The sequence below is a fragment of the Planotetraspora mira genome, assembly GCF_016863275.1.
GTDB lineage: Bacteria > Actinomycetota > Actinomycetes > Streptosporangiales > Streptosporangiaceae > Planotetraspora > Planotetraspora mira.
In genome coordinates, this window is the sequence record NZ_BOOO01000015.1 from 1 (window position 1) to 20222 (window position 20222).

14 protein-coding genes, 1 pseudogene and 1 riboswitch are annotated in these 20222 nt (G+C 72.5%); of the genes and pseudogenes, 7 read left to right on the top strand and 8 right to left on the bottom strand.

Going from position 1 to position 20222, the window contains the following annotated elements; translation table 11 throughout:
• Together Pmi06nite_RS13560 and cobO are read left to right on the top strand one after the other, a co-directional pair.
• Positions 1–1991, top strand: a pseudogene (locus Pmi06nite_RS13560) (VWA domain-containing protein); the annotation flags it as partial.
• A gap of 136 nt (positions 1992–2127) precedes the next feature.
• Positions 2128–2730, top strand: a complete 603-nt coding sequence (gene cobO, locus Pmi06nite_RS13565; RefSeq protein WP_203953330.1) for a cob(I)yrinic acid a,c-diamide adenosyltransferase — start codon at positions 2128–2130, stop codon at positions 2728–2730.
• A gap of 106 nt (positions 2731–2836) precedes the next feature.
• Here the strand turns inward: cobO and cobN are convergent, their stop codons facing one another.
• Positions 2837–6625 carry a cobaltochelatase subunit CobN gene (gene cobN, locus Pmi06nite_RS13570; RefSeq protein ID WP_203953331.1) on the bottom strand — a complete coding sequence of 1263 codons (3789 nt, stop codon included), beginning with the start codon at positions 6623–6625 and terminating at the stop codon, positions 2837–2839.
• Between the two features lie 234 nt (positions 6626–6859).
• Positions 6860–7054, bottom strand: a riboswitch (cobalamin riboswitch).
• Positions 7055–7075: 21 nt separating this feature from the next.
• Between cobN and Pmi06nite_RS13575 the strand changes: the two genes are divergently transcribed.
• From Pmi06nite_RS13575 to Pmi06nite_RS13585, 3 genes are read left to right on the top strand one after another with little or no spacing between them, the layout of a single operon-like run.
• A complete protein-coding gene (locus Pmi06nite_RS13575; protein ID WP_239113880.1) occupies positions 7076–8779 on the top strand; it encodes a ferredoxin-like domain-containing protein in 1704 nt (567 codons plus the stop codon).
• On the top strand, positions 8776–9396 hold the full coding sequence (locus Pmi06nite_RS13580) for a precorrin-8X methylmutase (RefSeq protein WP_203953332.1): 621 nt from the start codon (positions 8776–8778) through the stop codon (positions 9394–9396). The genes Pmi06nite_RS13575 and Pmi06nite_RS13580 overlap by 4 nt, the downstream gene beginning before the upstream one ends.
• A gap of 5 nt (positions 9397–9401) precedes the next feature.
• Positions 9402–11024 (top strand): precorrin-2 C(20)-methyltransferase, encoded by a 1623-nt coding sequence (locus Pmi06nite_RS13585; RefSeq protein ID WP_203953333.1) that lies wholly within the window; start codon positions 9402–9404, stop codon positions 11022–11024.
• A 95-nt stretch (positions 11025–11119) separates the two neighbouring features.
• On the opposite strand, the gene Pmi06nite_RS13590 is transcribed toward Pmi06nite_RS13585, so the two are convergent.
• Positions 11120–11854 (bottom strand): cobalt-precorrin-6A reductase, encoded by a 735-nt coding sequence (locus Pmi06nite_RS13590; protein WP_203953334.1) that lies wholly within the window; start codon positions 11852–11854, stop codon positions 11120–11122.
• A 152-nt stretch (positions 11855–12006) separates the two neighbouring features.
• Here Pmi06nite_RS13590 and Pmi06nite_RS13595 point away from each other — a divergent pair, with 152 nt between their 5' ends.
• The gene (locus tag Pmi06nite_RS13595) at positions 12007–13089 is read left to right on the top strand and encodes a cobalt-precorrin-5B (C(1))-methyltransferase (RefSeq protein WP_203953335.1); all 1083 of its coding nucleotides are present in this window, start codon (positions 12007–12009) and stop codon (positions 13087–13089) included.
• Positions 13090–13103: 14 nt separating this feature from the next.
• Here the strand turns inward: Pmi06nite_RS13595 and cobM are convergent, their stop codons facing one another.
• The 5 genes from cobM to Pmi06nite_RS13620 all read right to left on the bottom strand — a co-directional run bounded on the left by cobM (position 13104) and on the right by Pmi06nite_RS13620 (position 18349).
• Complete coding sequence (gene cobM, locus Pmi06nite_RS13600) at positions 13104–13847, bottom strand: precorrin-4 C(11)-methyltransferase (RefSeq protein WP_203953336.1); 744 nt, start codon at positions 13845–13847, stop codon at positions 13104–13106.
• Positions 13844–15235 (bottom strand): precorrin-6y C5,15-methyltransferase (decarboxylating) subunit CbiE, encoded by a 1392-nt coding sequence (cbiE, locus tag Pmi06nite_RS13605; protein ID WP_203953337.1) that lies wholly within the window; start codon positions 15233–15235, stop codon positions 13844–13846. Before cbiE ends, cobM begins: the two co-directional genes overlap by 4 nt.
• The gene (locus Pmi06nite_RS13610) at positions 15232–15627 is read right to left on the bottom strand and encodes a pyridoxamine 5'-phosphate oxidase family protein (protein WP_203953338.1); all 396 of its coding nucleotides are present in this window, start codon (positions 15625–15627) and stop codon (positions 15232–15234) included. Before Pmi06nite_RS13610 ends, cbiE begins: the two co-directional genes overlap by 4 nt.
• Positions 15628–15725: 98 nt before the next feature.
• Positions 15726–16391 carry a response regulator gene (locus Pmi06nite_RS13615; RefSeq protein WP_239113881.1) on the bottom strand — a complete coding sequence of 222 codons (666 nt, stop codon included), beginning with the start codon at positions 16389–16391 and terminating at the stop codon, positions 15726–15728.
• Positions 16388–18349 (bottom strand): sensor histidine kinase, encoded by a 1962-nt coding sequence (locus tag Pmi06nite_RS13620; protein ID WP_203953339.1) that lies wholly within the window; start codon positions 18347–18349, stop codon positions 16388–16390. Before Pmi06nite_RS13620 ends, Pmi06nite_RS13615 begins: the two co-directional genes overlap by 4 nt.
• A 161-nt stretch (positions 18350–18510) precedes the next feature.
• On the opposite strand from Pmi06nite_RS13620, the gene Pmi06nite_RS13625 reads away from it, so the two are divergent.
• Positions 18511–19239, top strand: a complete 729-nt coding sequence (locus tag Pmi06nite_RS13625; RefSeq protein ID WP_203953340.1) for a DUF4386 family protein — start codon at positions 18511–18513, stop codon at positions 19237–19239.
• 94 nt (positions 19240–19333) lie between these two features.
• On the opposite strand, the gene Pmi06nite_RS13630 is transcribed toward Pmi06nite_RS13625, so the two are convergent.
• Positions 19334–20122 (bottom strand): class I SAM-dependent methyltransferase, encoded by a 789-nt coding sequence (locus Pmi06nite_RS13630; RefSeq protein WP_203953341.1) that lies wholly within the window; start codon positions 20120–20122, stop codon positions 19334–19336.
• Between the last annotated feature and the right edge of the window lie 100 nt (positions 20123–20222).

Genomic DNA, 20222 nt, shown 5'->3' on the forward strand with positions numbered 1-20222 from the left:
AACCCCACGGGCGGCACGAATCACGCGGCCTACACGAACCGCACGGGACGGAAGAGCCGCAGCAACCGCACGGGCCTGAAGGCGGGTCGACACATCGTCCCGCTGCGCTGGTGGAGCTTCCGGTCGGCGCCTCAGAGGATCGGCTCGTCGGCTCGCTCGACCTGGAAAGGGCGCTGACCGAGGGAGTGAAGGCCTTCGAGCCCGGCCTGCTCGCCGCCGCCCACCGGGGAGTCCTCTACGTGGACGAGGTCAACCTCCTGCACGATCATCTGGTCGACCTGCTGCTCGACGCGGCCGCCCTGGGGACCTGCTACGTCGAGCGTGAGTCCGTTTCGGTACGGCATGCGGCGAGGTTCCTGCTCGTCGGCACCATGAATCCGGAGGAGGGGGAGTTGCGTCCCCAGCTTCTCGACCGGTTCGGGCTGACCGTCGAAGTGAAGGCCTCGCGCGACCCGGGGAATCGGGCCGAGGTGGTACGGCGCCGCCTCGCCTATGACGCCGACCCCGAAGCATTCGCCGCTCGCTGGACCGCCGAGGAGGCGGCACTGGCGGACAGGATCGCCGAGGCGAGGGCACAGTTGGGAAGGGTGCGACTGCCCGACGCCCGGCTGCGGCAGATCGCCACCGTGTGCGCGGGGTTCGAGGTCGACGGACTCCGGGCCGACCTGGTCACGGCGAACGCCGCCATCGCGCACGCCGCCTGGCAGGGCCGCGACGCGGTGACGACTGAGGACGTCCGCGCCGCCGCCCGCCTGTCGTTGCCGCACCGCCGTCGCCGCGATCCCTTCGACGCGCCGGGGCTGGATGAGTCGCTTCTGGAGGAACTGCTGGCCCGGGCGGCAGACGACGATCCCGACGACCCCGATGACGGGGGTTCTCACGGCGATCAAGACGGCCCTGATGGTGCCCCGGACAGTGGGGATGCTGGACCTGACGATCGATCGGCCACATCCGACCCGGCGGACGGGAGGGAGAAGGCCGAGGACCCCAGTGCGTCCGGCGACACGGCACGCGACGAAGCGGGCGGCAAGAAGCCTGACGGCGACGCGCGCGACGGGGCTGCCGAGGACGAGGCTGCTAAGGACGGGACTGCCGAGGACAGAGCGCGAGAGGAAGCGCGCGACAGGACGCGCGACGACGGGACGTCCCGCGACCCCGCATCCCCTGATCAGGACGGATCGGACAGCGGTGCGGAGCAGATCGCCGTGGCGGGCCGGCCGTACAGGGTGCCGATCATGAAGGTGCCCGGCCTTGGAGAGGGAGCGTCGGGGAGGCGGTCGCGGGCGCGCACACCGCACGGCCGCACCACGGGATCCCGTGTGCCCGAAGGCCGGCTGACCTCCGTCCACCTGACGGGCACGCTGCTCGCCGCCGCGCCGTACCAGCGGGAACGCGGCAGGACCGGGCCGGGGCTCGTGATCCGCGAGGGCGACCTGCGCGAGGCCGTACGCGAGGGCAGGGAGGGCAACCTCGTGCTGTTCGTGGTCGACGCCAGCGGTTCCATGGCGGCGCGCAAGCGGATGACGGCGGTCAAGACGGCTGTGCTGAGCCTGCTGCTCGACGCCTACCAGCGGCGCGACAAGGTCGGGCTGGTCACCTTCCGCGGCTCCGCCGCTCACCTGGCCCTGCCGCCCACCTCGTCGGTCGAGGCGGGCGCGGCGCGGCTCCGCTCGCTGCCGACCGGTGGCCGTACGCCACTGGCGGAGGGGCTGACGCGCGCCGCCGAGGTCCTGCGGGTCGAGCGGTTGCGTGATCCCTCGCGGCGGCCGCTGCTGATCGTGGTGACCGACGGGCGTGCCACCTCCGGCGGCGACGTCGACAGGGCCGCCGGGCTGCTCAAGGGGGTGGCGAGTGTGGTCGTCGACTGCGAGACCGGTCCGGTACGGCTCGGCCTGGCGCGGCGGCTCGCGTTCCGGATGCGGGCCCAGGCTGTCCCCCTCGACTCGATGGCGGACCTCGGCGCCCTGGTGCGCGACTACAGAGGCGACAGCAGGGGCGCGAACCGGGGCGCAAGCAGTGGCGTAAACCGGGGCGACGGCAGCGGCGTAAGCAGAGGCGCGAACAGAGTCGGCAAGAGACTCGACGACAGAGGCGAAACCGGGCGCGACTACAGGAAGGCGGTCTGACATGCCGCAGGGCAAGCCGGCCAGTGTCCCCGACGACGGTCTCACGACGCGCCAGCGGCGCACCCGGCCGCTGCTGATGGTCCACACCGGTCCCGGCAAGGGCAAGTCGACGGCCGCGTTCGGCATGGCCCTCCGCGCCTGGAACCAGGGATGGCCGATCGGCGTGTTCCAGTTCGTGAAGTCGGCCAAATGGCGCATCGGCGAGGAGCGTGCGCTCACCGTGCTGGGCGAGACCGGCGAGGGCGGCACGGTGACCTGGCACAAGATGGGCGAGGGCTGGTCCTGGATCCAGCGTGCCGGGACCGAGGAGGACCACGCCGCCGACGCCCGCGAGGGCTGGGAGCAGATCAAGCGCGACCTCGCCGCGGAGACCTACCGGTTCTATGTGCTCGACGAGTTCACCTATCCCCTCAAGTGGGGCTGGCTGGACCTGGACGACGTTCTGGAGACGCTCGCCGCCAGGCCGGGCAGCCAGCACGTCGTCATCACCGGCAGGGACGCTCCGGAGGGCCTCATCGAGGCGGCGGACCTGGTGACCGAGATGGGCAAGGTCCGCCACCCGATGGACGCCGGTCAGAAGGGCCAGAAGGGCATCGAGTGGTAGCTCGGCCGACCGGCGGTAGCTCGGCCGACCGGCGGCGCGTCCGCCGGCCGGGCTGAGTCGTCCGCAGGGCTGAGTCCGTCGGGCTGAATCGGTCGGGCTGAGCCAGTCAGGCTGAGTCGTCCTCCAGGTCGCCTTCCGTCTTGAGGTAGACCTCCTGGAGGCCACGCAGGATCTCCGGGTCCGGGTGCTCCCACATTCCGCGTTCGGCCGCCTCCAGCAGACGCTCGGCGATCCCGTGCAGCGCCCAGGGGTTCGACTTCGTCATGAACGCCTGGTTCTCCGGGTCGAGCACGTACGCCTCGGTGAGCTTGTCGTACATCCAGTCGGCGACCACGCCCGTCGTGGCGTCGTAGCCGAACAGGTAGTCGACTGTCGCGGCAAGCTCGAACGCGCCCTTGTAGCCGTGCCGCCGCATCGCGGCCAGCCAGTTGGGGTTGACGACCCTGGCGCGGAAGACACGTGAGGTCTCCTCCGACAGGGTGCGCGTGCGCACCGCGTCGGGGCGGGTGCTGTCCCCGACGTAGGCGGCGGGAGCCGTACCGGTGAGCGCGCGGACCGTCGCGACCATGCCGCCGTGGTACTGGAAGTAGTCGTCGGAGTCGGCGATGTCGTGCTCGCGGGTGTCGACGTTCTTGGCGGCCACGGCGATGCGCCGGTAGGCGCTCTCCATGTCGGGCCGTGCGGGGACGCCGTCGAGGTCGCGGCCGTAGGCGAAGCCGCCCCAGACGGCGTAGACCTCGGCGAGGTCGGCGTCGTCGCGCCAGTTCCCGCTGTCGATGAGAGGCAGCAGTCCGGCGCCGTACGCACCAGGACGTGAACCGAAGATCCGCATCGTGGCCCTGCGGGAGTCGCCGTGAGTCTCCTGGTCGGCGGTGACGTGGGCGCGGACGTAGTTGTCCTCGTCGGCCTCCTCAAGCGCGGCGACCAGCCGTACGGCGTCGTCGAGCATCGCGACCACGTGCGGGAACGCGTCGCGGAAGAAGCCGCTGATCCGGACGGTGACGTCGATGCGGGGACGGCCGAGCTCCTCGAGCGGGATCGGCTCGAGACGGGTCACCCTGCGCGAGGCCTCGTCCCATACGGGGCGGACCCCGAGCAGCGCGAGCACTTCGGCGACGTCGTCGCCCGCCGTACGCATCGCGCTGGTCCCCCAGACGGACAGGCCGACCGAGCGCGGCCAGTCGCCCGTGTCCGTGCGGTAACGCTCGAGCAGCGATTCGGCCATCGCCTGGCCGGTCTCCCAGGCCAGTCTGCTGGGCACCGCCCGGGGGTCGACCGAGTAGAAGTTGCGGCCGGTCGGCAGCACGTTGATCAGGCCGCGGAGCGGGGAGCCGCTCGGTCCCGCCGGGACGTAGCCACCGTTGAGGGCGTGGAGGAGGTGGTCGAGTTCGTCGGTCGTGCGAGCCAGGCGGGGCACCACCTCGGTGGCTGCGAACGTCAGCACCTGCTCGACGAGCTCCTGACGGGACCTCCCCGCCGCGTCACCAGGCGTGGTGCCGTCCAGAGCGGTGCCGTCGGGGGTGCCGGCAGCGGTCGTGCCGTCAGGAGTGGTGCCGGCAGGGGGCGTGCCGTCAGGAGTGGTGTTGTCAGGAGTGGTGCCGTCAAGGGACGTGTCGTCGAGGGTTGTGCCGTCAAGGGTGCCGGCAGCGGTCGTCTCGCCGAGGACCGTCTGGGTGACGTCGCGGACCGCGGCCGGCTCCCAGCCGCGTTCCTCCATAGCCTCGATCAGGGCGCGGGCCAGCGACTCGGCTCTGTCGACGCTCGCCAGCGCTGCGGTGCCGTCCTCGGTCAGGCCGAGCGCCTCACGCAGGCCGGGCAGGGTCTGCCTGCCCGCCCACATCTGCCTGGCACGCAACATCGCCAGAACCAGGTCGACGCGGACCTTCCCGACCGGCGCCTCACCCAGCACATGCAGGCCGTCGCGGATCTGCGCGTCCTTGACCTCGCAGAGCCAGCCGTCCACGTGCAGCAGGAAGTCGTCGAACTCGGTGTCGTGCGGCCGGTCGTCCAGCCCGAGATCGTGGTCGAGCCGCGCCGCCTGGATCAGCGTCCAGATCTGCGCCCTGATCGCCGGCAGCTTGGCCGGGTCCATCGCGGCGATCGAGGCGTGCTCGTCCAGGAGTTGTTCGAGCCGTGCGATGTCGCCATAGGTCTCCGCGCGGGCCATCGGCGGCACCATGTGGTCCACCAGCACCGCGTGCGTCCGCCGCTTGGCCTGCGTGCCCTCTCCCGGGTCGTTGACCAGGAACGGATAGACCAGCGGCAGGTCGCCCAGCGCCGCGTCGGGACCGCACGCCGCCGACATGCCGGCCGACTTGCCGGGAAGCCACTCCAGGTTGCCGTGCTTGCCGACGTGCACCATCGCGTGGGCGCCGAAGTCCGCGGCGAGCCAGCGGTAGGCCGCCAGGTAGTGGTGGCTCGGCGGCAGGTCGGGGTCGTGGTAGATGGCGATCGGGTTCTCCCCGAAGCCGCGCGGCGGCTGCACCATCACCACCAGGTTGCCCGCCCGCAGAGCGGCCAGCACGATCTCTCCGTCGGGGTCGCGCGACCTGTCGACGAACAGCTCACCCGGGGGCGGCCCCCAGTGGCGCTCCATCCCCGAGCGGAGATCCTCAGGCAGCGTGCCGTACCACTCGCGATAGGACGCCGCCGAGATGCGCACGGGGTTGCCCGCGAGTTGCTCCTCGGTCAGCCAGTCCTGGTCCTGACCGCCCGCGGCGATCAGGGCGTGGATCAGGGCGTCGCCGTCCTGGTCGGCCACGCCGGGCAGGCCCTCGCCCAGGTCGTAGCCCGCCTCACTGAGCCTGGCCAGCAGCTTGACGGTGCTGGCCGGGGTGTCCAGGCCCACCGCGTTGCCGACGCGCGAGTGCTTGGTCGGATAGGCCGAGAGCATGACGACCAGGCGGCGCTCCGCGGGCGGGACGTGCCTGAGCATGCCGTGCCGTACGGCGATGCCCCCGACGCGTGCGGCGCGCTCGGGGTCGGCGACGTAGACGGTGAGACCGTCGGCGTCGATCTCCTTGAAGGAGAACGGCACGGTGATGATCCGGCCGTCGAACTCGGGGATGGCCACCTGGGAGGCCGCGTCGAGAGGGGAGAGGCCGTCGTCGTTCTCCTCCCATGTCTGCCTGCTGGTGGTCAGGCAGAGTCCCTGGAGGATCGGCACGTCCAGGTCGGCGAGGGCGCCGACGTCCCAGGCCTCGTCGTCGCCGCCGGCCGAGGCGGTGGCCGGCCGCGACCCGCCGGCCGCGAGCACCGTGACCACCAGAGCGTCGGCGGTGCGCAGGGTGTCGAACAGGTCGGGCTCGGCCGTACGGAGCGAAGAGCAGAAGACGGGCAGCGCCTGGCCGCCCGCGTCCTCGATCGCCTGGCAGAGCGTCTCGACGAAGCCGGTGTTGCCGGCCATGTGATGCGCGCGGTAGTAGAGCACGCCGATGACGGGCCCCTCCGTACGGCCCGGCGTGCGCTCCAGCGGACCCCAGGTCGGAGTGGCGGCGGGCGGTGCGAAGCCGCGGCCGGTGAGCAGAACCGTGTCCGAGAGGAACGCGTGCAGTTCGGTCAGGTTGGCGGAGCCGCCGTGGGCCAGGTAGGCGTGGGCCTCGGCGCAGGTGCCGGCGCTGACCGTGGACAGCTCCATCAACTCGGCGTCGGGCGCCTGCTCGCCGCCGAGGACCACAACCGGACGCGGGCCTGCCAGTAGGGCGTCGAGGCCCTCCTCCCAGGCCCTCCTGCCGCCGAGCAGCCGGACCACGACGAGATCGGTGCCTTGGACCAGTTCGGGCAGGTCCTCCGCGGTCAGTCTGGCGGGGTTGCCGAGACGGTAGGACGCGCCACTGGCCCGGGCGCTCAGCAGGTCGGTGTCGGACGTCGACAACAGCAGGACGGTGGGCGACACCGGGCCGGTCGCATCGCCGGTCGCGGGGCTGGACGCATCGCCGGTCGCGGGGCTGGACGCATCGCCGGTCGCGGGGCTGGGCGCATCGCCGGTCGCGGGGCCGGATGTGGGGGCTGGTGCTGTGAGGCCTGGCGTTGCGGGGTCGGGTCCAGTGCCGGTTGCGGGGCCGGACGGCGTGGGATTGGGCGGCTCAGGGCGCACGGAGATTCCTCCCTCGGGGTCCTCGCCCCGGTCGTGGGTGTCGCGACGGCAGGAGTCTCCTGGCTCCCAGATCGACGCTCACCCCGGCCTTCCCGTCCGTAGCCGGACCGTGGCCCGTGATGGGGGTCGCTCCCTGGTCACAGTGGCGGGACCGCGCCGGCTTCACACCGGCTTCCTCCCTGTGCCGTCGTCTCCGATGAGACTACGGCAGCCGGATGGAATGCAATAACTGGCGTTAACATCCTGTTCGTGGCGATTGGCGACTTTTCCGGACGCGCGCACCTCGACGCATGTCCGGGGGCGCTGCAGGTGCACACTGCCGCCGACGGCGGCCTCGCCCGCATCCGCGTGCCCGGAGGCGCCGTCTCGGTGGCCCAACTGCGCGAGTTGGCCGCCTGCGCGGACGAACTGGGCTCGGGTGTCATCGAGCTGACCTCACGGGCGAACGTCCAGGTGCGCGGGCTCGAGTCCGCCCCGGCCTTCGCCGAACGCATGGCCGCCGCCGGGCTTCTGCCGTCCGACACGCACGAACGGGTGCGCAACATCATCGCGTCCCCACTCTCCGGCCGCTCCGGCTCGACTCTGCTGGACGTGCGCCCCCTGGTCGCGGCGCTGGATCTGGCCCTGTGCGCCCGGCCGCGGCTGGCGCAGCTGTCCGGGCGCTTCCTGTTCGCCCTGGACGACGGCACCGGCGACGTGACCGGCCTCGGCGCCGACGTCACGCTCGTCGCGAGATCGAGTACGGCATGGGCCGTCCTGCTCGCCGGTGTGGAAGCCGGGACCATCCAGGTGACGGACGGTTCCGCCGGGGTGACGGACGACCCTGCCGGACCGGGTGACGGGTCAGGCATGGCGGATGATCCTTCCGCCCAGGCAGTCGATCCGGTCGGCGTCATGGTGGCGGTCGCGGAGGCGTTCCTCGACGAGCGGGCCGCCCAGGGCGATGCCGCGTGGCGTCTGTCCGAACTCGAAGACGGTCCCGCACGCGTCGCCGCCCGCCTGCGACTCGACTCGGCGGCGGTGAGCAGCCTCACACCCGGTCCCGTACGGACGACCACGGCGGTGCGGGAACCGAGGCTCGTGGAGCAGCGGGACGGGAGAGTCGCCCTGGAGGTCGTGGTCCCGCTCGGCAGGCTGTCCGCCCCCCAGGCACTGCTCCTCGCCGATGCGGCGGCGGCCACCGGTCAGGTCGGACAAGTTGCTGGTCACGTTTCCGGGCAGGCCGACCAGGTTCCCGGGCAGGTTGGTCGGGCCCCCGGAGAGCCCGGTCAGGCTCCCGAGCAGGTTGGTCAGGCCGGTCAGGTTGCCGGGCGGCGCGTTGCGCCGGTCGACGGCGCCGGCGGTGGAGACGAACCGCCTTCGGTACGGCTGACGCCGTGGCGGACGGTCGTCGTGCCGGACCTGACACGGGCCCAGGCCGCCATCTGGACGCCGATCCTCACCCAGGCCGGCCTGGTCGCCGACCCGTCGTCGCCATGGGTCGGCGTGAGCGCCTGCACCGGCACGCCCGGCTGCGCCAAGTCGCTCGCCGACGTCCAGGCCGACGCGGCGCTCGGAGCGGTCGAGGCGGTCCGCGAACGAGGGCTGCCCGTGCACTGGGTCGGGTGCGAGCGTCGTTGTGGACGGCCACGCGGACGGGTCGTCGAGGTGGTGGCGACGGGCCGGGGATACCGGGTCGAACTGGACGGCGACAGCCGTACCTGCTCCGGCATCGACGAGGTGGCCGCCGCCGTGGCGGTATTCAGCGCAGCCGAGACCAGCGCAGCCGAGACCAGCGCAGCCGAGACCAGCCCGGCAGAGACCAGCGCGGGCGGAACCAGCGTGGCTGCGTCGAGTGCGGGTCCGTTGACTGCGACTCGGTCGAGCGCGGCCGCGTCGGGCGTGCCTGTACCGAGTTCGCCTGCATCCAGTGCGGCCGCGTCGAGCGTGCCCACGTCCCGAGGGGAAAAGTGACCGACTACGTACGCGACGGCGCCGAGATCTACCGCCGGTCGTTCGCCACGATCCGCGCCGAGACGGACCTCACCCGGATGCCGCCGGATGTTGCCCAGGTGGCGGTGCGCATGGTGCACGCCTGCGGCATGACGGACCTGGTCGACGACCTCGGCTGGTCGCCGGCCGTCGTGGCGTCCGCGCGTGCGGCCCTACGCGGTGGCGCCCCGGTCCTGTGCGACGCGGCTATGGTCGCCTCAGGCGTGACGAGACGGCGGCTTCCGGCGGACAACGAGGTGCTGTGCACTCTCGGCGACCCCCGCGTCCCCGATCTGGCCGAGCGGCTGGGCACCACCCGCAGCGCCGCGGCACTGGAGCTGTGGGGTGACCGGCTCGGCGGCGCGGTCGTCGCGATCGGCAACGCGCCGACGGCCCTTTTCCGCCTGCTGGAGTTGATCGCCGAGGGGGCGCCGCGTCCCGCCGCCGTGCTCGGCATCCCGGTGGGCTTCATCGGCGCCGCGGAGTCCAAGCAGGCGCTGGCGGACAGCGATCTGGAGTTTCTGGTGGTCCACGGCCGCAGGGGCGGCAGCGCGATGGTGGCGGCGGCGGTCAACGCCATCGCGAGTGAGCAGGAGTGAACGCGATGACAGGTCGGCTCTACGGTGTCGGGCTCGGCCCGGGCGATCCCGAGTTGGTGACGGTGAAGGCCGCCCGCCTGATCGGTGAGGCGGACGTGATCGCCTACCACAGTGCCAGGCACGGCCGGAGCATCGCCCGATCGATCGCTCTGCCGTACATGCGGGAGGGCCAGGTCGAGGAGCTTCTGCAGTATCCGCTGACCACCGAGACCACCGATCATCCCGGTGGCTACCAGGGCGCGCTCGACGATTTCTACGCCGTCTGCGCGGAGCGGCTCGCTGCCCACCTCGACGCCGGCAGGGTCGTCGTCGTGCTGTGCGAGGGAGACCCGCTCTTCTACGGGTCGTACATGCACATGCACAAGCGGCTCGCTCACCGCTATCCGACCGAGGTGGTTCCGGGCGTCACCTCGGTCAGCGGGGCGTCGGCCGTGCTCGGCCGCCCGTTGGTGGAGCGGGACGAGACGCTGACCGTCCTGCCGGGCACGCTTCCCGCCGACGTGCTGGCCGAGAAGCTGCGGAACACGGACTCGGCCGCCGTGCTCAAGCTGGGCCGGACGTTCGAGAAGGTCCGTGACGCGCTGGCGGAGGCCGGACGTCTCGACGAGGCGTGGTACGTCGAGCGCGCCACGACGAAGGGCCAGCGGATCGCCCCCCTGAAGGACGTGGACCCGTCCGAGGTTCCGTACTTCTCGCTCGCGCTCATCCCGAGCCCCGCCGAGCGGACCTTCGTCCCGGAGCACCCCGGGCAGATCGAACAGGACCGGCAGACGGGCCAGCCCGAGCAGGCGGGCCAGACAGGCCAGTCAGAGCGGCCCGGGCAGACGGACCGGACACAGCAGTCTGAGCAGACCACGTCGATCAGGTGGACCGGCGGGGAACGCGGAGGCCAGGTCACCGTCATCGGGCTCGGTCCGGCAGGGCGTCCGTGGCTCACCCCGGAGGCCCAGGAGGCTCTCGCCGACGCGACCGATCTGGTCGGATACGGACCCTACGTCGACCGGGTGCCGCCGAACCCCCGCCAGCGCCGCCATCGCACCGACAACCGGGTGGAGGCCGAGAGGGCCAGGCACGCCCTGGAGATGGCGCTCGAGGGCGCGCGGGTGGCGGTGGTGTCCTCGGGAGATCCGGGGGTCTTCGCCATGGCCAGCGCGGTGCTGGAGGCGGCCGGCGAGGAGCGCTACGCCGGGGTGCCCGTCCGGATCGTGCCGGGACTCACCGCGGCGCAGGCGGTGGCCAGCAGGGCCGGTGCGCCGCTCGGCCACGACTACTGCGTGATCTCGCTCTCGGACCTGCTCAAGCCGTGGGAGGTCGTCGCGGACCGCATCTCGGCCGCGGCGAAGGCCGACATGGTGCTGGCCGTCTACAACCCGGCCTCGCGCAGCCGTGCCTGGCAGGTGGGCGCGGCCCGCGACCTGCTGCTGGAGCACCGCGAGCCGGGGACGCCTGTGGTCGTCGGGCGTGACGTCGGCGGGCCGGAGGAGAGCATCACGATCACGACGCTGGGCGCGCTCGACCCGTCGACGATCGACATGCGATGCCTGCTGCTCGTCGGCTCCTCGACCACGCGCGTGGTCGAGCGCGAGGGCGGTCCCGTGGTCTACACACCGCGCCGCTACCCGTCGTGACGCCGGCCCACGGCCGGGTCACCGCGCTCGGGATCCCGCCGGCAGCCGCCTCAGAGTCGGCCTGCGGGAGGCTCATCGCGTCCGGGCCGCGCCTGTCACCTGCCGCCGAGCCAGCCGACGGCGGCGTCGACCGTGCTCACGAGTCGTACGCCATCGGGCAGCGGCGGCCGGTCCACCATGACCACGGGCAGGCCGAGTTCGCGGGCGGCGACCAGCTTCGCGGTGGTCATCGCGCCCCCGCTGTCCTTGGTCACCAGCACGTCGAGGCGGTGTTCCCCGATGAGCTCGCGTTCGCCCTCCACGGTGTACGGGCCCCGGGCGAGCAGGATCCGTACATTGGCCGGAATCGGAGGTTCGGGCGGGTCCACCGAACGGGCGAGGAACCACAGGCCGTCGATCGCCGTGAAGACCGGGAGGCTCCTGCGTCCGGTCGTGAGGAACACCCTCCGGCCGAGAGAGGGCAGCAGGGCCGCCGCCGCGTCGAGCGACGCGACGCGATGCCAGGAGTCGCCGGGACCCTCCGTCCAGCCGGGACGTCGCAACACCAACAGGGGGACGCCGGTGCGCTCGGCCACCTCGGCGGCCGACGCGCTCATCCGCGCGGCGAACGGGTGGGTCGCGTCGATGACGGAGTCGATCGCGTTGTCGTGGATCCAGGCCGCGAGGCCCTCCGGCCCGCCGAAGCCGCCCTCGTGCACCTCGCCGGCGGGCAGGCGCGGATTGCTCACCCGCCCGGCGAGCGACGACACCACGTGGATGCCCGGCTCAGGGTCGAGCGCGGCGGCCAGTGCCCGCGCCTCCGCGGTCCCGCCCAGGATCAGCACCCGCATGCCGTGTCCCCTTCCGTCCCGTGTCATGTCCTGCCGGACCGTCCCACGCTGCCGGTCGTCCGCGGCCGGGTCGTTCGCGGCGCGTTCGTCCGTGGTGTGGTCGTTCGTGGCGCATCCGTTCGCGGCCCGTTCGTGTGCGGCCGGGTCGTCCCATGAGCGCCCCGCTGCGGCACGGCTGGACCACCGGCGCGTGCGCGACCGCCGCCACCACCGCGGCCTATACGGCTCTGCTCACCGGCGAATTCCCCGATCCCGTGACGATCACGCTGCCCAAGGGCCGCACGCCCGCCTTCGCGCTCGCGCGTGAGTCGCTCGGCGACGGCTTCGCCGCGGCGTCGATCGTGAAGGACGCGGGTGACGACCCCGACGTGACGCACGGGGCGCTGATCTCCTCGTCGGTACGGCCAGGCCCTCCGGGAAGCGGTGTGACCTTCATCGCCGGACCGGGCGTCGGCACGGTCACCAAGCCGGGACTGCCGCTCGACGTGGGCGAACCGGCCATCAACCCGGTGCCGCGCCGGATGATGCGGGAGCACGTCGCCGAGGTGGCCGCGGCGCACGGCGGCACCGGCGACGTCGTGGTGGAGATCTCGGTGGAGAACGGCGAGGAACTGGCCCGCCACACGTGGAACCCGAGGCTGGGCATTCTCGGCGGGTTGTCGATCCTCGGGACGACGGGAGTGGTCGTGCCCTACTCGTGCTCGGCCTGGATCGACTCCATCAGGCGCGGAGTCGACGTCGCCAGAGCCGCCGGGCACGTGCACGTGGCCGGATGCACGGGAAGCACGTCGGAACGTGTCGCCGCCGAGTTGTACGGCCTGCCCGACGACGCGCTGCTCGACATGGGCGACTTCGCGGGAGCGCTGCTGAAGTACCTGCGCCGCCACCCCGTGCCTCGGCTCACGGTCGCGGGGGGCGTCGGCAAGCTCTCCAAGCTGGCCGACGGGCACCTCGACCTGCACTCTGGCCGCTCGCAGGTCAATCCCGACCTGCTCGCGAGGCTCGTGCTCGACGGGGGAGGCGCCGCCGACCTCGCCGAGAGGGTCCGCGAGGCCAACACCGCGCTGCACGCGCTGCGCCTGTGCCAGGAGGCGGGCCTGCCCCTCGGCGACCTGGTGGCGGAGCGGGCCCGCGCCACGGCGGTCGAGGTGCTGCGGGAGGCCCCCGTCGAGGTCGACATCGTGGTGATCGACCGGGCCGGCGTGATCGTGGGACGGGCGGGCGGCCGCGTCTGAGGGCACGGCGACGGTCACGACCGGCGGCGGCCGGCCGAGTAGAGGTGGCTGTCGGGGAACTGCGACGCCGCGAGCACCCGCCCCACCACGATGACCGCCGTGCGCTTGACCCCGGCCTGCCGTACCTGGTCGGCGATGTCCGCGAGCGTGCCGCGGAGGATCACCTCGTCGTCACGGCTCGCCCGCGCCACGACCGCGACGGGGCAGCCCGCGCCGTACGAGGGCAGGAGTTCCGCGACGACCTCCTCGATCCGCTGGACGGCCAGGTGCAGCACCATGGTCGCCGTGCTCGCCGACAGCGTCCCGAGGTCCTCGCCCTCAGGCATCGGCGTCGCCCGCGCGGACGTGCGCGTGAGGATGACCGTCTGGCCGACGCCGGGGACGGTGAGTTCCCGGCCCAGCGAGGCGGCCGCCGCGGCGAAGGCGGGGACTCCCGGCACCACGTCGTAGGGGATGTCGAGCGTGTCCAGCCGGCGCATCTGCTCGGCCACCGCGCTGAACACCGAGGGGTCGCCCGAGTGCAGCCGTGCCACGTCCAGCCCCGCGTCGTGCGCGGTGGACATCTCGGCGATGATCTCGTCGAGCGTCAGATCGGCGGTGTCGACCAGCCGGGCTCCGTCAGGACAGGAGCCGAGCAGCTCACGGGGGACCAGCGACCCGGCATAAAGGCAGACGGGCGAGGACTCCAGCACCCGCAGCCCACGTAACGTGATGAGGTCGGCCGCCCCCGGGCCCGCGCCGACGAAGTGCACCGTCATGAGAGATCTCCATCGTCAGCCGACGCCATGTACACAGGTCCCCCGGCAGTCGAGAACCCTTCGCCCGCCGGCGCTCCGACGACAGGTCCTCCGGCCGCCGGCCAGGCAGCCTCGGATCCTTCGCCCACCGGCTCTTCGACCGCCGTGCCGGCGATCCCGGATCCTTCGACCGCCGCGCCGGCGGTCCCGGATTCTTTGACCACGGACCAGACGGTCACCGGCATCATGGCCCGCCACCCGGTGAAGCCGCCGACAGGGGAGGCCCGTTGCACCGAGAGGCGCACCAGGTCGCCGCCGAGCCTGCCGTACCACCGTCCGATGGCCGCCTCGGACTCCAGGGTGACCGCGTTCGCGACGAGCCTTCCACCGGGACGCAGCGCCGTCCAGCATGCCTCGACCACCCCGGGCACGGTGACGCCGCCGCCGACGAACACCGCGTCGGGCGCAGGCAGCCCGGCCAGTGCCGCCGGGGCGGTCCCGTCCACCACGCGCAGCCCCGGCACGCCCAGCGTTTCCGCGTTGCGGCGGATCCGCTCGCCGCGGTCGGCCCTGCCCTCCACCGCGACAGCCGTACAGGACGGGTGCGTCCGCATCCACTCGATCGCGATGCTCCCCGCGCCCGCGCCGACGTCCCACAGCAGTTCGCCGGGGAGGGGGGCGAGCCGGGAGAGGCTGACCGCCCGCACCTCGCGCTTGGTGAGCTGCCCGTCGTGCTCGAACGCCTCGTCGGGCAGACCCGGGACGAGGGCGAGCGGCCGGGTGCCGGGGTCCGCCGCGCATTCGACGCCGATCACGTTGAGCGCCGGGGAAGCGGAGTGCGGCCAGCGCGCCGCGAGGCCGTCCTGCCGCGACTCGGCGTCCGAGCCCAGATCGGACAGAACCGTCATGCCGCTCGCGCCGTAGCCGCGCGCGGTCAGCAGGGAGGCGACCTGGGCGGGGCCCCCGCCGTCCGCGCTGAGCACGATGAGGCGCCGCCCCGGTGAGACGGCGGCGTTGACGGCCGCGAGCGGGCGGCCGACGAGGCTAACCACCTCGACCTGCTCGACGGGCCAGCCGAGCCTCGCGCAGGCCAGCGAGAGCGACGAGAGGTGGGGCAGCACGCGCACCCTCTCGGGGCCGAGCAGGCGCACCAGCGTCGAGCCGACGCCGAAGAACATGGGGTCGCCGCTGGCGAGGACGCAGACGGCCCGGGCCGCGTACGCCTCGATCAGACCGGGCAGCGCGGGCAGGAGGGGGGACGGCCAGGTGATCCGCTCACCGGTGAAGCCGGGGACCAGTTCGAGCTGTCTGGATCCGCCGATCAGCACCTCGGCGGCTTCGACGGCCGCACGGGAGGAGGGGGAGAGACCGGCCCATCCGTCGGCGCCGATCCCGACGACGGTGATCACACGTTTCCCAGCACACGGGTCACCCGGATCTCCAGCACCACGCGGGCCGGGTTGGGACGCGGCTGCTTGTAGCGTTCGGCGTACCGGCGCTCGGCGTCGGCGATCTGCTCCGGCTCGGTACGCAGGACCGCCGTGCCTTCGAGCGTCGACCACCGGCGGCCGTCGACCTGACAGACCGCGACCGGTGTGCCCTCGGGGCCCGCGGCGGCGACACGGCGGGCCTTGTGTGAGGCGCCCGACGTGATCACCCGGGCCGTCGCCGAGTCGAGGTCGAGGGTCACGCCGACCGGCACCACGTGGGGCGTGCCGTCGGGCCGGACGGTGGTGAGCGTGCACAGGTGCCGCTCCCGCCAGAACCCGGCGAAGTCCGTGCCGCGCTCGACCAGATTCACGCCGTACCCTTTCGTCCCGTTTCGGCCATCGTAGTGGCCGGGCGCCGAGGGTCGGCGATGGACGAGCAGGCCGTCGCCGTGGGTTCGGCCCGGCCCGGTCAGGACTTGTGTCCGAGCCCGGCCTGGCGGGCGCGCACGATCGCCTCGGCGCGGTCGGCGACCTGGAGTTTGGCGAAGATCGCGGAGATGTGGTTGCTGACGGTCTTGGGGCTGATGACGAGACGCCGGGCGATCACCGCGTTCGCGTGACCGGCGGCGATGAGGTCGAGGACCTCACGTTCCCTGCCGGTCAGCTCGGGGAACGGCTCGGTGGGCGACGCGCTCCGGCCGCCACCGGCGAAGAAGTCGATGATCCGACGTGCCACCGTCGGCCCGAAGACGGCGTTACCGCCGGCGACGGAGCGAACGGCCGCGACGATCTCGTCCTGCTGGGCGCCTTTGACGAGATAGCCGGAGGCGCCCGCCCGCATCGCGGCGAAGACCGACTCGTCGTCTTCGAACATGGTCAGGACGAGCACCCGGGTGGCGGGCGCGACGCGCAGGATCGACCGGGTCGCCTCCACACCGTTGACCCCGGGCATGTGCAGGTCCATCACGACGACGTCGGGTCGGGTGAGCTGCGCCTCTCGGCAGGCGGCCTCGCCGTCTCCCGCCTCGCCGACGATCTCGATGTCGGTCAGGGAGGCGACGAGGGCGCGCATGCCCTCGCGCATCATCGGATGGTCGTCGACCACGACCACGCGGATGGCGGCCTCGGTGCTCAATTCGGCTCCAGTGGCAGAAGGGCGTGGACGCGGCCACCACGATCGGTGGGTCCCGCGCTGAGGACGCCCCCGAGTTCGGCGGCGCGTTCGTGCATGGACCGGAGGCCGACTCCATGCTGCCACGCGGTGACGCCGTTGCCGCCGTCGTCGCGCACCTCCAGATGCAGGGAGTGGTCGGCCCGCAGCGAGATGACGCACGAGCCGGCGCTGCCGTGGCGCAGGGCGTTGGTGACCGCCTCCGTGGCGATGCGGTAGGCCGCGACCTCCACGGCCGCGGGCAGCGGAGGAAGGTCGGCGGGGGAGTCCACGGTGACGACGAAGCGGCCGTCGTCGCGGCGCCAGGACTGCTCCGCGTGCTGGCGCAGGGCCCCGAGCAGCCCTAGCTCGTCCAGGTCGGGCGGCCGCAGGTTGTAGACGAGACGGCGGATGTCGGCGATGGCGCCGGTCAGGTCGGCGCGCAGGTCGAGCAGCAACTGCCCGGACCGGGCCGGATCGACGGCCTGGAGGTTGTGCGCCGCGTCCGCCTTGAGGGTCACGGCGGTCAGTGCGCTGCCGAGACCGTCGTGCAGGTCACGGCGCAGCCGCCGGCGTTCCTCTTCCCTGGCGGCGACGATGCGGGCACGCGACTCGCGCAGTTGCTCCGACAGGAGGACCGCCTGGAGCGCCACTCCGACGGGCGCGGCGAGCAGTTCGAGCGCCCGGCTGTCGGCCGCCGACAGCCGGGACTCGCCTGAGCGCAGCCCCACCAGCAGGTCGGCGGGCGTGCCGTCCGCCACCTCCAGTCGCACGGTGTGCCGCACGTCTGGCGCCGCACCGAACGTGGCGACGAGCCGCCCGTCGGCGCTGACCGCGGCGTACGGCAGGCGCAACGCCTCACAGACCGCCCGGAGCACACCGTCCAGGCCGGCGCCGAGCCGCAGGCCCACGCTGGCGGCCGCCGCGGCCGGATCGTGCCGCCTGCCGTACATGAGCCGGTCCACGGCGGACTGCACGGCGGCGCGGGCGGGCGCGAACGCCAGCGCCACGACTCCTGTCGCCACCAACGGGCTGTCCAGACGTTCGCGGGCCAGCGCGCCGAGACCGGCGACGATGCCCAGATAGGCGCCGATCACGCCCACGGTGAGCACGCCGTAGACGATGGACCGGTTGACGACCAGCCGGATGTCGTAGAGCCGATGACGGACGATCGCGATCGTCGCGGCGGCCGGGATCAGCGGCAGGGTCAGCAGGAACAGGATCGGCCCGTCGGTGGTCACGACGCGCTGGACGTTGAGGACGAGGAAGACGGCCACCGCCCAGAGGGGCCACATCAGCTGGAGCCGTTGCTCTCCGCGTGAGCGCCTGACCCGCAACCACAACGCGACGACGCTGGCCAGCAACACGATTCCCACGAGGGCGATGGCGACGGGGACGATCGCCCCCACGACGCGCCCGACCGCGTCCGGCAGGATGGGGCTGCGGTCGGCGATGGGCTCTTTGTCGATCCCTCCCGGTTGCAGCGTCAAGGCGGGGGTGAGCACGAGCAGGGCCAGGGTGACGGCGGCCAGCGGCCGCCACCGCGGCGACAACACCGTTCCGTCGGGGAAGAGCTGCAGGATCAGCGGCAGGCAGACCACCGGGGCCGGGATCCACACGGTGATGCCGATCACGTCGATCAGGCGCTCCCACCCGGAGGTCAGCGGGATCACGCCCGACAGCAGGCCCAGACAGGCCACGCTCGCTGTGTAGAAGGCGCCGAACGCGACGAACAGCCGCCCGATGCGATGCCGTGGCCGGTGGGCCAGCACGAGGGCTCCGAACGCGGTGAACGTCACGGCCATCGCCGAATTCGTCAGCAGGTACGTGTCCGCCGCGTCGCGCAGGCCGTAGTCACCGGCGAACCACGACGCCCACGCGGCCGCGATCACCGTGACCGTGATCGTGAACGTGGTGATCGGCACTGCCCGGCTGGCTGACATGCGACCCATCATCGGGTCCTGCGACTCCCAGGGCCATAGGAGCGGACCCCCATCCCCGCGGAGCACCGCCCGGGAACGGATGGGGGGGCGTGCCCACGAATACGGGACCTCCGGCGGCCCACTCTCGACGAGAGAACACGATCACAGTCATCGGAGGATCCATGGAACACGAGTCCCGTACCGAGACGGCGAACCGCGCGGCGGCGCCGGCGACCGGGAGGCCACTGCGTGACGTCCGCACGTTCTGGCGGATCCTGCTCGCGGTGATCACTCCGTTGCCGCTGCTCGCCCAGGCCCTCTACCAGCTCCTGATGCCGGGTCCCGCCGACGGCGACTTCGCCGGCACGCTGGACATGGTCGCCGGAGGCCAGGGGACGGTGGGCGCGCTCCAGTGGGTGGGAGCCGTGTTCACCATTACGCTCATTCCGGCCACGTGCACGGTGGCGTGGGTCGCCCGGCGCGGCGCTCCCCGGCTCGCGACGGCCGGAGCCCTGTTGTCGCTTCTGGGGTTCCTCGCGTCGGCGCTGCTGCCGAACGACCACCTCCTCGCGCTGGTCACCCTGGGAGAGGGGGTCGACCGAGGCGCGGCGACCACGCTCGACCAGGCCCTGTGGGCGAACCCGGTCGTGTCCGCCGCCTCAGGCCTGTGGATCCTGGGGCTCACCATCGGCCTGGCGCTCGTGGGCGCCGCGCTGTGGCGCAGCCGCGTCGCGCCCGCCTGGATGGGCATCGCGCTCATGATCGCCGGACCCACACACCCCTTCATCCCCGGTCAGATCGGCAGCGCCGCGGGCCTGATCGTCGGCGCCGTCGGCATGGCCGGAGCGGGTGTCGCCCTCCTGCGCATGCGCGACGACGAGTTCGACCTGCCGCCCGGGCGACGGTCCTAGGCCCGGCGACCAGGGAAGACGACCAGGGAAGACGAGCAGGGGACACGAGCAGGGAACACGCGTTGACGCGCGGTGGGCTGCGGCCTGCCGCGCGTCAGCGTCCGTTCGAGAGGTGGGTGTCGGACAGGCGCAGCAGGGTGAGGTAGCGCTTGACGATCCGCCCGCCGTACCGGCCGTCGATGAGGGCGGCGATGCAGTCGAGCAACCCGGCTCTGGCGTCGGCGGGCAGCGCCCGGTGGCCGGAGTAGGTGGACAGCACGTCGAGGTATTCGGCCGTGGTGTAGCCCTGTTCCCACTCGAACCGGCGGAACCGCGAGACGCCGAACCGGCCTGAATCGTCGATCTCGGCGCTGTCGGACGGCAACGCGACGGCCGGCAGCAACGTCTCGCCTGGCGGGGTGTCCGGGTCGAACTTCTCGTAGCACCGCTGCGAGTCCGCGAAGAAGGGGACCGTCCCGCCCTTGATGTGGTGCGTGGATATGACGGCGAGGGTGCCTCCGGGGCGCAGCGCGTCCGCGGCCTTGGCGACGCGCACGGCCGGGTCGATCCAGTGGAAACTGGTGGCCGCCAGGACGACGTCGAACGGCTCGGGCGGCAGCGGCCAGTCCTCGAAGGCGGCGTTGACGACCTCGACGCCCGGAAAGCCGGCGAGCTTGCGGCGGGCGATACGGGCCATCTGTTCGCCGAGCTCTATCGCGACGATCCGGCACCCGCGCTCGGCGAGCGGGACGGTCGCCTGCCCGGTGCCGCAGCCGATCTCGAGCACCCGGCTTCCTCGCGGGACCTCGTCGAAGAGCTCGGCGGGATAGCTGGGCCGGACCCTGTCATAGAGCTCGGCGTCCTCAGTGAACGTACGGCGAAGCCTTTCCCGGTCCGCGGCCATAACCGAAGGCTACGCGCGCGCCGGACGGATCAGCGTTTCCCGAGCATTGCCGGCGGATACTCGCGGACGTATACTCGCATACGAGTAATCGTCTACGAGT

Excerpts from the sequence above, each read along its gene's own strand:
- cobO (WP_203953330.1), top strand. The coding sequence starts at position 2,128 with ATGCCGCAGGGCAAGCCGGCCAGTGTCCCCGACGACGGTCTCACGACG.
- Pmi06nite_RS13585 (WP_203953333.1), top strand. The coding sequence starts at position 9,402 with ATGACAGGTCGGCTCTACGGTGTCGGGCTCGGCCCGGGCGATCCCGAG.
- Pmi06nite_RS13590 (WP_203953334.1), bottom strand. The coding sequence starts at position 11,854 with ATGCGGGTGCTGATCCTGGGCGGGACCGCGGAGGCGCGGGCACTGGCC.
- Pmi06nite_RS13595 (WP_203953335.1), top strand. The coding sequence starts at position 12,007 with ATGAGCGCCCCGCTGCGGCACGGCTGGACCACCGGCGCGTGCGCGACC.
- cobM (WP_203953336.1), bottom strand. The coding sequence starts at position 13,847 with ATGACGGTGCACTTCGTCGGCGCGGGCCCGGGGGCGGCCGACCTCATC.
- Pmi06nite_RS13620 (WP_203953339.1), bottom strand. The coding sequence starts at position 18,349 with ATGTCAGCCAGCCGGGCAGTGCCGATCACCACGTTCACGATCACGGTC.
- Pmi06nite_RS13625 (WP_203953340.1), top strand. The coding sequence starts at position 18,511 with ATGGAACACGAGTCCCGTACCGAGACGGCGAACCGCGCGGCGGCGCCG.
- Pmi06nite_RS13630 (WP_203953341.1), bottom strand. The coding sequence starts at position 20,122 with ATGGCCGCGGACCGGGAAAGGCTTCGCCGTACGTTCACTGAGGACGCC.